This window comes from Enterobacter cloacae complex sp. IR5402 (genome assembly GCF_049238125.1).
GTDB lineage: Bacteria > Pseudomonadota > Gammaproteobacteria > Enterobacterales > Enterobacteriaceae > Enterobacter > Enterobacter hormaechei_C.
This window is the reverse complement of record NZ_JBMKHO010000003.1, coordinates 151,270-163,508: the sequence shown is the minus strand read 5'-3', so window position 1 is coordinate 163,508 and position 12,239 is coordinate 151,270. Positions and strand designations below refer to the sequence as shown.

At 57.6% G+C, this 12,239-nt stretch carries 11 protein-coding genes and 1 other annotated feature; of the genes, 2 read left to right on the top strand and 9 right to left on the bottom strand.

The window, feature by feature from the left end; all coding sequences use genetic code 11:
* Positions 1–33: 33 nt before the first annotated feature.
* The 8 genes from hemH to ACOTXL_RS07020 all read right to left on the bottom strand — a co-directional run bounded on the left by hemH (position 34) and on the right by ACOTXL_RS07020 (position 8,056).
* Positions 34–996 (bottom strand): ferrochelatase, encoded by a 963-nt coding sequence (gene hemH / locus ACOTXL_RS07055; RefSeq protein WP_045350596.1) that lies wholly within the window; start codon positions 994–996, stop codon positions 34–36.
* Positions 997–1,120: 124 nt separating this feature from the next.
* A complete protein-coding gene (adk, locus tag ACOTXL_RS07050; protein WP_006809841.1) occupies positions 1,121–1,765 on the bottom strand; it encodes an adenylate kinase in 645 nt (214 codons plus the stop codon).
* A gap of 217 nt (positions 1,766–1,982) precedes the next feature.
* A complete protein-coding gene (gene htpG / locus ACOTXL_RS07045) occupies positions 1,983–3,857 on the bottom strand; it encodes a molecular chaperone HtpG (protein ID WP_045350597.1) in 1,875 nt (624 codons plus the stop codon).
* Positions 3,858–3,967: 110 nt separating this feature from the next.
* Complete coding sequence (recR, locus tag ACOTXL_RS07040) at positions 3,968–4,573, bottom strand: recombination mediator RecR (RefSeq protein ID WP_006809843.1); 606 nt, start codon at positions 4,571–4,573, stop codon at positions 3,968–3,970.
* Positions 4,573–4,905, bottom strand: coding sequence for a YbaB/EbfC family nucleoid-associated protein (locus ACOTXL_RS07035; protein ID WP_003858972.1), 333 nt, complete (start codon positions 4,903–4,905; stop codon positions 4,573–4,575). The genes recR and ACOTXL_RS07035 overlap by 1 nt, the downstream gene beginning before the upstream one ends.
* A gap of 53 nt (positions 4,906–4,958) precedes the next feature.
* Positions 4,959–6,887 (bottom strand): DNA polymerase III subunit gamma/tau, encoded by a 1,929-nt coding sequence (gene dnaX / locus ACOTXL_RS07030; RefSeq protein ID WP_045337213.1) that lies wholly within the window; start codon positions 6,885–6,887, stop codon positions 4,959–4,961.
* Positions 5,565–5,629: a sequence feature (DnaX frameshifting element), on the bottom strand. Its footprint overlaps the gene before it by 65 nt.
* An 88-nt stretch (positions 6,888–6,975) precedes the next feature.
* Positions 6,976–7,527 carry an adenine phosphoribosyltransferase gene (gene apt / locus ACOTXL_RS07025; protein WP_000127359.1) on the bottom strand — a complete coding sequence of 184 codons (552 nt, stop codon included), beginning with the start codon at positions 7,525–7,527 and terminating at the stop codon, positions 6,976–6,978.
* A 151-nt stretch (positions 7,528–7,678) separates the two neighbouring features.
* Entirely contained in the window at positions 7,679–8,056 is a 378-nt protein-coding gene (locus tag ACOTXL_RS07020; RefSeq protein ID WP_015571246.1) for a DUF454 family protein, read from the bottom strand.
* 50 nt (positions 8,057–8,106) lie between these two features.
* On the opposite strand from ACOTXL_RS07020, the gene priC reads away from it, so the two are divergent.
* Together priC and rsmS are read left to right on the top strand one after the other, a co-directional pair.
* Entirely contained in the window at positions 8,107–8,634 is a 528-nt protein-coding gene (gene priC / locus ACOTXL_RS07015; protein ID WP_022650502.1) for a primosomal replication protein N'', read from the top strand.
* Between the two features lie 12 nt (positions 8,635–8,646).
* Positions 8,647–8,823, top strand: coding sequence for a pleiotropic regulatory protein RsmS (gene rsmS / locus ACOTXL_RS07010; protein WP_023315540.1), 177 nt, complete (start codon positions 8,647–8,649; stop codon positions 8,821–8,823).
* Position 8,824: 1 nt separating this feature from the next.
* Here rsmS and mscK read toward each other — a convergent pair whose 3' ends face one another.
* Positions 8,825–12,172: a mechanosensitive channel MscK gene (mscK, locus tag ACOTXL_RS07005; protein WP_045350598.1), complete on the bottom strand. Its 3,348-nt coding sequence runs from the start codon at positions 12,170–12,172 to the stop codon at positions 8,825–8,827.
* Positions 12,173–12,239: the final 67 nt, after the last annotated feature.

Below are 12,239 nucleotides of genomic sequence, written 5' to 3'. Positions count from 1 at the left end.
GGAATGGTAGCACAAACCCGGCCCGTAACGCGATCAGCGGCGGGTGGTGACCAGTGACACCATCATGTCGATGTGTTCAGGGGAGTCGTTAAGCGCAGGAATGTATTCGTATTTCGTTCCGCCCGCCTCCATAAAGAACTCTTTGTTCTGGACGGCAATTTCTTCCAGCGTTTCCAGACAGTCCGCCGAGAAGCCCGGCGACATCACCTGAATGTGCTTCACGCCCTTCTCGCCCAGCATTTTTAGCGTTTCATCAGTATACGGGGTCAGCCAAGGTTCACGGCCGAAGCGCGACTGGAAGGTCATCATCACCTTCTCAGGCGGCAGGCCGAGGGCGGAGACCAGCTCGCGGGTGGTATCGCGGCAACGCTGGGGGTAATCGTCCCCTTCGTTCGCGAAACGCTGCGGAATACCGTGATAGGAGAGCAGCAGCAGATCCGGCTCGCCGTGTTTTTCAAACGACGCGCGCGCGCTGCTGGCAAGCGCCTGAATGTACAGCTCGTTATCGGCGTAGTCGCGGATAAAGGTGATACCCGGTATACGGCGGCGGGTCGCCAGAATGCGCCCCAGTTCGTCCCAGACGGCAGCTACCGTGGAGCACGAATACTGCGGATATAGAGCCAGCACCACAATGTGTTCAACGCCCTGCGCCAGCAGAGAGTCAACGGCGCTTTCCAGGGACGGCTTACCGTAGCTCATGCCGAGCGCAACGGGCATGTCCGGCAGGCGGGCGGCCAGCGCCTTCTCCTGACGACGGCTGTACACCATCAGCGGCGAGCCCTCTTCCATCCACACGGACTGATAGAGCTTTGCCACACGCGGGGAACGAATCGGCAGAATGACGCCACGCAGCACTGGCCACCACAGCAGTCTTGGGGTATCCACGACGCGCGTGTCGCTTAAAAATTGTCGCAGGTAGCGTTTTACCGCCGCTGGAGTAGGTGCTTCTGGGGTGCCCAGATTGGCAAGCAGGATGCCGGTTTTCGCCTGACTCATTCACGCCTCTTAACCATTTGATAGGCTGTCAATTGTAGCGGAAATGCGTTTAAACGAAACCCATTGCTGCAATAGGTAAGATGAGAATTTTTCTCACCCGGGGCTCCGGGTGAGAGAGGTGCGCTTAGCCGAGAATTTTTTCCAGCTCTGCACGTACGTCAGCCACGGCTTTGGTGCCGTCCACTTTCGCGTATTTGGTGTTACCCGCCTGCGCTTCTTTGGTGTAGTAGCCGATCAGCGGTGCGGTCATCTGATGGTATTCCACCAGGCGTTTACGCACGGTTTCTTCCTGATCGTCTTTACGGGTGGTCAGCTCTTCGCCGGTCACGTCGTCTTTGCCTTCAACCTTAGGTGGGTTGAATTTAATGTGGTAAACGCGGCCAGAAGCAGCGTGTACGCGACGGCCAACGATACGGTCAACGATCAGCTCGTCCGGTACGTCGAACTCCAGCACGTAATCCACGTTGATGCCCGCTTCTTTCATGGCGTCAGCCTGAGGAATGGTGCGCGGGAAGCCGTCCAGCAGGAAACCATTGCGGCAGTCTTCCTGAGCAATGCGCTCTTTTACCAGCGCGATAACCAGTTCGTCGGTCACCAGCTTGCCTGCGTCCATGATGTCTTTAGCTTGTTTGCCCAGCTCGGAGCCAGATTTAACAGCGGCACGCAGCATGTCACCAGTAGAGATTTGCGGAATACCGTATTTCTCCATGATGAACTGAGCCTGAGTTCCCTTACCCGCGCCCGGAGCGCCAAGCAGAATAATACGCATTGCGAAAATCCCCTCAAATGTCGATTCAATTTTTCAAAAGCGCTAAACAATACCACCAGAACGGGTATCGCTCAAGGAAGGCGGGGAGGCTGAAACGGTTAATGAGGGGAGATAATTTGGGAGAGTGCGGTCTGGTGCCCTCACCCTAACCCTCTCCCACAGGGAGAGGGAACTCTTTCACCCTCTCCCTGTGGGAGAGGGTCGGGGTGAGGGAAGATTACGCCAGCAGCAGCGCATTCACACGTTTAATGAACAGGTTAGGATCTTCCAGCGTACCGCGCTCGGCCAGCAGGGACTGATCCAGCAGCAGTTCAACCCACTCCGCAAAGCGGGCGTCGTCCTGGGTATCCGCCGCGCGTTTCACCAGCGGATGATCCGGATTAAGCTCAAAGATATATTTCACTTCCGGCACGGCCTGGCCCGCCGCAGCGAACAGTTTCGCCATCTGGGTGCTCATTTCGTCCGCATCGGTGGTGACAATGGCTGGCGTATCGGTCAGACGGTGCGTGAAGCGCACCTCTTTCACGCGGTCACCCAGCAGGGTTTTCACGCGCTCAATGAACGGCTCCAGCGCCTTCTCGGCTTCTTTCGCGCTTTCGTCCACTTCATCTGCCAGCTTGTCGATGGACTCGTCAGCTTTGGCAACGGACTGGAACGCCTTACCGTCGAACTCGGTCAGGTAGTTCATCATCCATTCGTCGATGCGGTCAGACAGCAGCAGCACTTCGATGCCTTTCTTACGCAGCAGCTCCAGGTGCGGGCTGCTCTTCGCTGCCGCATAGCTGTCGGCGGTGATGTAGTAGATCTTCTCCTGCCCTTCTTTCATGCGGGAGACGTACTCTTCCAGCGACACGGTCTGGGCGGAGGAGTCGTTGTGCGTAGAGGCGAAGCGCAGCAGTTTAGCGATAGCTTCCACATTCGCGGTGTCTTCCGCCGGACCTTCTTTCAGCACCAGGCCAAACTGTTTCCAGAAGGTCTGGTATTTTTCCGCATCGTCCTTCGCCAGTTTTTCCAGCATCTGCAACGCACGTTTGGTCAGGGCGTTGCGCAGGTTACGGGTGACGGTGCTGTCCTGCAGAATTTCGCGGGAGACGTTCAGCGGCAGATCGTTGGAATCGATCAGGCCGCGCACAAAGCGCAGATAGTTCGGCATGAACTGCTCGGCGTCGTCCATAATGAACACGCGCTGCACGTACAGCTTCAGGCCGTGCTTGTGATCGCGGTTCCACATGTCCCACGGTGCCTGTGCCGGGATGTACAGCAGGCTGGTGTACTCCTGCTTACCTTCCACACGGTTGTGGCTCCAGGTCAGCGGATCGGTGAAGTCGTGGGCGATGTGCTTGTAGAATTCGTTGTACTCGTCGTCTTTAATTTCAGCTTTGTTACGCGTCCACAGCGCCTGCGCCTTGTTGATTTTCTCCCAGGAAACCACGGTTTCGCCGTCTTTCTCTTCCTGTTTTTCAATCTCAACCGGCAGCGCGATGTGGTCGGAATACTTGCTGATGATGGAGCGTACGCGCCAGTCGTTCAGGAAATCGTCTTCGCCTTCACGCAGGTGCAGGGTGATTTCGGTGCCGCGATCCGCTTTGGTGATGTCATCAACGGTGTACTCGCCTTCCCCTTTGGATTCCCACAGCACGCCGTTCTCGGCGCTGTCGCCCGCGGCGCGAGTGCGCACGGTGACTTTGTCCGCCACGATGAACGCCGAGTAGAAGCCTACGCCGAACTGACCAATCAGCTGGCTGTCTTTCGCCTGGTCAGAGCCCATGGACTCAAGGAACGCTTTGGTGCCGGATTTGGCGATGGTCCCGAGGTGGTCGAGCACCTCGTCGCGGTTCATCCCGATGCCGTTATCGGCAATCGTCAGGGTGCGGTTCTCTTTATTGAACGAGACGCGCACGCGCAGTTCGCCGTCGCCTTCATACAGATCCGGGTTAGACAGCGCGCGGAAGCGCAGCTTGTCCGCCGCATCGGAGGCGTTGGAAATCAGCTCACGCAGGAAAATTTCTTTGTTGGAATACAGGGAATGGATCATCAGGTGCAGAAGCTGTTTTACTTCTGACTGGAAACCACGGGTTTCTTGTCCTTTCATCTAAGTCGACCTCAACAATGCCATTTAATGGGGTTGTAAAACGTTGAGTGAGAGATGGGGATAAAGGGGGAAATTTTCAAGCGGAGGCCGCGCGCGCAGCCTCCGTTTGGTCAGAAAATAATCTTGTGACGTCCGGCCAGCGAGTGCGACAGCGTGGTGCCGTCGACCATCTCCAGCTCACCGCCGACCGGCACGCCGTGGGCGATGCGGCTGGCGTCAACGCCGTACTGCGCGCACAGTTCGGCGATGTAGTTGGCGGTTGCCTCCCCTTCCACCGTGGGGTTGGTGGCGAGGATCACCTCTTTGATGGTTTCCGACTCCAGGCGCTGCTCCAGACGATCGAGACCGATATCGTCCGGGCCGATGCCGTCCAGCGGGGAGAGATGCCCCATCAGCACAAAATAGCGGCCGGAAAACTGCCCGGTTTGTTCGATGGCGTAGATGTCCGCCGGACTCTCCACCACGCAAATCTGACCGTTTTCCTGACGACGCGGGTTCGTGCAGATGTTGCATACGTCCTGCTCGGTAAAGGTACGGCAATCCGCACAGTGACCAATTTCTGACATGGCGCGGGTCAGAGCCTGCGCCAGGCGCATCCCGCCGCTGCGGTCGCGCTGCAATAGCGTAAACGCCATACGCTGCGCCGACTTCGGGCCAACGCCCGGCAGGCAGCGCAGTGCTTCCATTAACTGCGTGAGCAGCGGACTGGTTTGCATCAGAATGGCATCTTAAAGCCCGGCGGCAGTTGCATACCGCTGGAAACAGAGGCCATTTTCTCTTTCTGGGTTTCGTCGATACGGCGAGCGGCATCGTTAAACGCGGCTGCAACCAGATCTTCCAGCATCTCTTTGTCGTCTTCGAGCAGGCTCGGGTCGATTTCCACGCGACGGCAGTTATGCGCACCGTTGATGGTCACCTTGACCAGACCGGCACCGGATTCACCCGTGACTTCCAGCTGAGCGATCTCTTCCTGCATCTTCTGCATTTTTTCCTGCATCTGCTGAGCCTGCTTCATCAGGCCACCCAGACCGCCTTTTCCACCAAACATAGGCTTCTCTCTTCTTTCACGTTAAGGATTACAACCGTAAGTCAGACTCACGATCAAATGGGGCGAATACTCTCTTCATCCAGATCGGCGTCGAAGAACCGGCGCAGGGTCTGGATGTTGTTATCCGCAATTATCGCCTCGCGCGCCTGCGCGAGCTTCTCTTCATAAATGGCCTGACGCCACTCGAGCGGCGTTTTCACCGCCGGATTATCATCTTCAATGATAGTCAATTCAACCGGCACACCCTGTAATGCGGTAAGCGCCTCGGCCAGCGCCTTTTGCGCGCCTGGGGAGTTGAGGTGCCGCTGGCCAGGGCGCAGGTGCAGACGCACCTGATTGCCTTCCTGCTCTTTCCAGGCATTCAGCGCGACCTGCTCCACCAGCTTCGGCAGCTGAAGTTTGCTGACCTCAGCGGCCCAGGCGTCGCGCTCGATGGACTCTTCCGCGAGCTTCGCGGACAGCTCCGGCGTTTTTTCATGCTCCAGCGCCTTTTTCAGCGCTTTTGGCGTGGCGACCACTTCCTTGACCGTTTCAACAACGGTAGTCGCCTTCCAGCGGTATGCCTCTTCTTTCGCCGGGGCTTTTTGCTCGAGCGCGGACGGTGCCGGACGCGACTGCACGCGCTCCGTTACCGAGGCCAGTCGTTCAAGCGCGGCGTTGTTCACCGGCCGCGCTCTTGCAGGCGCTGCCGGTTCACTCTTTTTTGGTTTGGTTGCTCCCTGCGCACGTTGCAACTGGCTTCGTGCGGCAAGCACCGAACTGGTGGCATCCGACAGCGGCACGTTTTGCGGCGGCGGAGATGCCGGTTGCGGTGGCACCTGCTGCGGTGACATTACCGCGGTCGGCGCAACCGGCGCAAAGGACTGCCGGGGCGTTTCCGGCTCCGGCAATGGCTTGCGCGGATGGAAGGCCAACGCACGCAGCATCGTCATTTCAACGCCCATCCGGCGATCCGGTGCAAACGGCAGCTCTTTGCGGCCGATCAGCAGCGTCTGATAATAAAGCTGAACGTCAGCCGGCGGCACGGTGCGCGCAAGTTCACGCATCCGCTGTTCAATGGTCGCCATGTCCGCGCCAATGGCCGACGGAGACAGTTGCAGCATCGCCACGCGGTGCAGCAGGCTGAGCATCTCGACCAGCAGCGCTTCCCATTCAATGCCACGGGCGGCGGCATCGTTGACGAGCGTCATCACCCGCTCACCGTTGGCGGCGATCATCGCTTCAATAAGCGACAGCGCCTGATCGTCATCCAGCGTGCCGAGCATGGTGCTGACCGCGTCGGTGGAGAGTTTACCGTCACCGCTGGCAATCGCCTGGTCGGTCAGGCTTAGCGCATCGCGCAGGCTGCCGTCCGCCGCACGGGCCAGCAGTTGCAGCGCGCGCGGTTCATGAACAATGTTCTCTTCATCGAGAATATGCTCAAGCTGAGCGCGGATCTGCTCAACGTCGAGCGCCTTCAGATGGAATTGCAGGCAGCGTGAGAGGATCGTGACCGGCAGCTTTTGCGGATCGGTGGTCGCCAGCAGGAATTTGACATGCGCAGGCGGCTCTTCCAGCGTTTTCAGCAGGGCGTTGAAGCTGTGGCGCGACAGCATGTGCACTTCATCGATCAGATAGACCTTGAAGCGGCCGCGCGCCGGGGCGTACTGCACGTTGTCGAGCAGATCGCGGGTGTCTTCCACTTTGGTGCGCGAGGCGGCGTCGATCTCAATCAGATCGACAAAACGCCCCTGCTCGATCTCACGACAGTTGTCGCACACGCCGCACGGGGTGGCGGTGATCCCGGTTTCGCAGTTCAGACCTTTTGCCAGCAGACGGGCAATAGAGGTTTTACCGACGCCGCGGGTGCCGGAAAAAAGATAGGCGTGATGGATGCGACCTAGCGACAAGCCGTTCGCCAGGGCCGTCAGCACATGTTCCTGACCGACAACGTCAGCAAAGGTTTGTGGTCGCCATTTACGGGCTAACACCTGATAACTCATGGGCAGGCTCTGCAACGCTGGAAGGTGAATTAATGGAGGGGAATGCTATCACAACCTCACCCATTGAGCGAGGTTGTGAGATACGGGATTAATGTCCCGGGAATGGCACCAGGCTGTAGCTGGTAATACCCTGTTTTTCCAGACGCTGCTCGCCGCCGAGATCGAACAGGTTGATGATGAATGCCGCGTCGGTCACTTCCCCGCCCAGACGACGGATCAGCTTCACGGTCGCTTCGATGGTGCCGCCGGTTGCCAGCAGATCGTCCACCACCAGCACTTTGTCGCCTGGCTTGATAGCATCAACGTGAATTTCCAGCTGATCGGTGCCGTATTCCAGCTCATAGCTCTCAGCAATGGTTTCACGCGGCAGTTTGCGCGGCTTACGCACCGGCACAAAACCCACGCCCATCGCCAGCGCAACCGGTGCGCCAAACAGGAAGCCACGGGCTTCAGTACCTACTACTTTGGTGATCCCGGCGTTTTTATAACGCTCAACCAGCAGTTCAATGCTGAGGGCGTACGCTTTCGGGTCTTCCAGCAAGCTGGTGACATCGCGGAAAAGAATGCCAGGTTTTGGATAGTCCTGGATACTTTTGATGCTATTTTTCAGATATTCAAGCTGCTGTGCAGTTGCGGTCATCGGTTTGTGCCTAAATGAAACAGTGTTACTCACGGCGCGCGACGAGTCGGTCAAAGTAACAGTTGTTTAACCTTTGACCAGGCGCACCTGTGCTCGAAAACGGTCGAATTTACTGGCTGTGCGCCATAATTGCAACCGCCATGATGAGGCTTCAGTGCTTTTGTTGCTTTTCATCAACCACGGGGATCCGCCACATAAAGATCAGCAGGCAAACCAGGATCGCCAGCAGCAGAATGCGCACCCACATCATTTTCACCAGCCATAACGAGACGGCGAAGGTGATCAGGATGAAGGCAATGGCGCGCGGCTTGGCCCCGGGCGGCATAGCCCGGTGTTTTTGCCAGTGCCGCAGGTAGCCGCCGAACCACGAGCGGTACAGAAGCCAGTGGTGAAAACGCGGCGACGAGCGGGCGAAGCACCAGGCGGCCAACAGGATAAACGGGGTGGTCGGCAGCAAGGGCAAAACCACACCCAGCGTACCCAGCACTACCGCGAGCCAGCCAATGATGATTAAAATAGTACGCTGCATAATGCGAATCGTTATCAAACTGAAAGGCTACTTTACCACTGGAGAGCGCCTTGAAAACAGCACTGCTTCTTGAGAGGCTGCAAAATCAGCTGATCGCGCTGCGGGCGCAGGCCACACCGCTGATGGGCCACGCCACTCTGAAACCGCGCTTTGACCGGCAGCTCTTCCGCACCCGCAGCACCGTCATTCAGGATTACCTTGCTGAAGCGCAGACCAACCTCGACGAGCTTCGCCACGCGGTTGAGAGTGAACAGCAGGAACAGGTCGCGTGGCTTGCGGAGCATCTTACCGAGCAGATCACCGCCCTGCACCGGGAAATCGCCGCCTGGCCGCTACGGGCGTGGGACAGCGCCTCGCCGGGACTGGGAAAATGGCAGCGCAAGCGGCTGGAGAACCAGGAGTTTGAGCGCCGTCTGTTTGAGATGAAGCGTGAGCGCGAAGCCCGCCTGAACACCAGCGAAACGCTGGAAGAGCAGCAGTTATTAATGCGTGAAATCAGCGCGCTGGAAGGCCGCATCGTTCGCTGCCGTCAGGCGCTGGATGAGATTGAACGCGTCATTGAACGCCTGACCCGTTAACAGGAGCCGCGGATGTCACTGGAAAATGCCCCCGATGAGGTCAAACTGGCCGTCGATTTAATTATGCTGCTGGAGAATCATGCGATCCCGGCTGAGACGGTGCTGAAAGCGCTGGAGATTGTGCGGCGGGATTTTGAGGGGAAACTCCCCCCTCACCCTGCCCTCTCCCCAGTGGGGAGAGGGAAATAATTCAGGCGGGAGTCGGGTCGTCCCCCTTAATCTCGCGCTTCACTTCCGTATGCTCGTCACCTTTCTCGTTACGCAGGTGCACTTCAAGCTGGTTGAAGGCGATATTAATGTTGTTTTCACGACACAGACGGTCAATGGTGCGATTCAGCTCATCGACGGTGTAGCTGCGATCGCGCAGTTCACGTACGTACAGGCGCAGCTCATGATCCAGCGTGCTTGGCCCGAAGGTGGTGAAGAACACGTCAGGCGCAGGATCGTGCATCACTTTAGGATGTGATTTCGCGGCTTCCAGCAGGACCTCTTTCACTTTATCCAGATCTGAACCGTAGGCCACCCCGAGTCGGATCACCACGCGGGTGGTGGTATCCGAGAGCGACCAGTTGATCAGGCGCTCGGTCACAAAGGCTTTGTTCGGGATGATCACCTCTTTACGATCGAAGTCGGTAATGGTGGTCGCACGGATGCGGATCTTGCTGACGGTCCCGGAGAAGGTGCCGATGGTGACGGTATCGCCGATACGCACCGGACGTTCGAACAGGATAATCAGGCCAGAGACAAAGTTACCGAAGATCTCCTGCAAGCCGAAGCCCAGACCCACCGACAACGCTGCCGCCAGCCACTGAAGTTTATCCCACGAGACGCCCAGCGAGCCGAATACCGTCATCGCCCCGACAATAATAATGACGTAGTTCAGGATGGTAGTAATGGCGTACGACGCCCCCTGACGCAGGTTCAGCCTCGAGAGCACCAGCACTTCCAGCAGACCCGGCAGGTTGCGGATCAACGCCCAGGCAACCACTGACGACACCAGCGCAAAGAGCAGGCTGCCCATGGTGACGCTTTTCATTACCGCAGCGCCCGCTTCGGTACCGTTGTATTGCCAGAGCGTGATACTGTCGAGGTAGGCGAAGACGGTAATTAAATCAGACCAGATGGCCCAGAACATCACCGCAAACAGGGCGATCATCACCAGCATGGTAATACGCATCGTTTGCTGGTTGACCTGCTCCAGGGCGATAGTCGGCTCTTCCTGCGGCTCTGCCCCTTCAGCCCCCTCTTTCACCTGATGCTGCCGACGGGCAACAGCACGACGATACGCAATGCGGCGCGCCGCTACGCTCAAACCACGCAGCACGGTCTGGAACAGCAGGTTCCACACAATCACCAGATAAACCGTTTCGATCCAGCGGCCTGACAGACGCAGCGTGGTATAGAAGTAACCCGTCGCCGTCAGCACCATCAGCGCCAGTGGAATGATCGCCAGCACCGTTACGGTAACCAGACGAAGATTATGGGACTCTTTATCCCGCCAGCTGTCGCGGCACATCGGCCACATAAGGACGGCAATCAGCAGCAGGTTCAGCATAATCACCAGTTGCCCCAGTACGTCATCCATCAGATGCAGCGGCGAAAGCTCGGCCACAACTGACCAGAAGTGCAGCGGCAGCAGCGCGAGGCTGATGCGTACAATCTGGCGACGCCAGTGGCTGGTGAGTTTTTCCGGCATATTGAAGTGGCGGACGGCGACGCCATCTTTTTCCAGCACTTTCCAGCACAGGCCAAACACCAGCCAGAACAGCGCCAGCTTCTTGCTGAACGCCCACAGCAGATCGCTGATATTCAACTGCATGGTCAGCAGGATCAGGCCCACGGCGAGTATCAACAGGCAGACCGGCAGAGCACGGATCAGATCGATCAGGATCGCTTTCGGGGTGTGCAGCTGGCTGTCGTTACGCAGTTGCCCCACTTCCGAGGCCAGCTTCGCCTGGTACTGTTTCAGCCATTTCAAACGCCAGCGTATTACGCCAGCGATGAGCAACAAAGGCAGTCCCGCCAGGAAGGCAATCATTACCGCAGGCCAGGCTTTCTCCCAGTTCACGGTAATTTTCATGCTTTTTATCTGGGATTTCAGCGTTTCCGGGAAAGATTTAAACCAGTCCCAGTCCATGGGTTTATTGCTGTTCACCCAGAAAATCTGCTGGGTCAGGATCTCCTGGAGGCTTTTAGAAACGCTCACCAGCTGCTGCTGGTTGATTTGCAGGTTAATCGCCATCATCAACTGGTTGCCCAGCTGCTTGTTGAGCTGATCGAGCAGTTCGCGGCGCATGTCCACCACCTGCAACAGCGCGTCGTGAACTTCAGCGTTCACTTCACCTGAATGGCCCTCTTCCACTTTGGCAACGAAGGTATCGCTCTGGAATAGCGCATCGCGCTGCTGGTTGACGTCAAACTGTTCAAGACGCAAATCCGCAATGCGATTGGTCATGTCTTCCAGCTCGTCGGCGGACGGCAGCGTCTGCTGTTGCTGGTAGAGAATGCGCGACAGCAGCAGGCTGCCCTTCAGGACGGCAATCTGCTCCTTGACGTTACGCTCGGCCTGCAACGCGCGATCCAGCCAGTTTTTGACCTTGATATTCTGCTGTACCAGCGCGCTGCCGTTTTCAGTCGCCTGGATCAGACGTTCGCTCAGCTGGTGGTTAATCTCCAGCTCCTGCTTCACCAGCGGGTTGGCCTGAATACGTGCCGTCTCGTCTGGCGAGACCGCTTCCTGGGCCGTTTTTTCAGTCAGGGTCAGGCGCTTGCTGTTTACCGCTTCCTGCAACAGCTGAAGCTGATGCTCAAGCCGGTTGATATTCGCGGTCACGTAGTCACGCTGTTTTTGCAGCGCATCCTGTAGCACCGTGTTGCCTTCCAGGCTCTTACGCTGCTGTTCAATCTCCGCGTTTAGCAGCGTCTGCTGGATATTCAGCAGCGTTTGCTGGGTGGGGCGAAGCGCCCCTTCCCCAACGGTGACGCCATTCAGACGGTTACGTATCTGCTGTAGCTGTTGCGATGCGGAGTACATGGCGTTCTGCACGCGCTCAGGCTGGGTTTGCAGCGAAACCAGCTGGCTGTTATAGGTTGAGAGATCGGACTGCGCCGTTTGCAGATCGTCCAGCAGCTGCGCCACGCGCGACTCAAGCTGGCGCAACGACAGCGTGGCAAGCGTTTTTCGGGTTTCATCGTCGTTGTCGACGTCGCTGAGCGCATTCAGCGCCTCCGTAGCCTTACGCATGTTTTCCGGCGCCTGAGCGACCTTCTGCCTCAGCTGGGCCGTTTCGGCTTTGATGCGCTCTATCTTGTCCAGCGTTTCCAGGGTTTCCATCAGGTCCTGCTGAACAAGTTTTTCCAGGGCGGACAGATCTTTCTGCTTATTCAGGGTGTCGAGTTGCGCCTGAACATCAGCACGCGTGGGAATGTCACTGCCGTTGTCTGCACGGGCCCAGGAAAGCGGCGCGGCTGCAAAGTAAAACAGCAGGATCAAAAACAGGGCCAGAACAAGATGTTGCGAGCGATTGATGTGCAGCATAGTTGTGAATGTGATGTGAGAAATGACCGGAAATAGTCGGGCATGAAGGATATCACGCCCGGCTGAA

Bases quoted from the DNA above. Each gene is read 5' to 3' on its own strand.
- hemH (WP_045350596.1), bottom strand. From the start codon at position 996: ATGAGTCAGGCGAAAACCGGCATCCTGCTTGCCAATCTGGGCACCCCA.
- adk (WP_006809841.1), bottom strand. From the start codon at position 1,765: ATGCGTATTATTCTGCTTGGCGCTCCGGGCGCGGGTAAGGGAACTCAG.
- htpG (WP_045350597.1), bottom strand. From the start codon at position 3,857: ATGAAAGGACAAGAAACCCGTGGTTTCCAGTCAGAAGTAAAACAGCTT.
- recR (WP_006809843.1), bottom strand. From the start codon at position 4,573: ATGCAAACCAGTCCGCTGCTCACGCAGTTAATGGAAGCACTGCGCTGC.
- ACOTXL_RS07035 (WP_003858972.1), bottom strand. From the start codon at position 4,905: ATGTTTGGTGGAAAAGGCGGTCTGGGTGGCCTGATGAAGCAGGCTCAG.
- dnaX (WP_045337213.1), bottom strand. From the start codon at position 6,887: ATGAGTTATCAGGTGTTAGCCCGTAAATGGCGACCACAAACCTTTGCT.
- apt (WP_000127359.1), bottom strand. From the start codon at position 7,527: ATGACCGCAACTGCACAGCAGCTTGAATATCTGAAAAATAGCATCAAA.
- ACOTXL_RS07020 (WP_015571246.1), bottom strand. From the start codon at position 8,056: ATGCAGCGTACTATTTTAATCATCATTGGCTGGCTCGCGGTAGTGCTG.
- rsmS (WP_023315540.1), top strand. From the start codon at position 8,647: ATGTCACTGGAAAATGCCCCCGATGAGGTCAAACTGGCCGTCGATTTA.
- mscK (WP_045350598.1), bottom strand. From the start codon at position 12,172: ATGCTGCACATCAATCGCTCGCAACATCTTGTTCTGGCCCTGTTTTTG.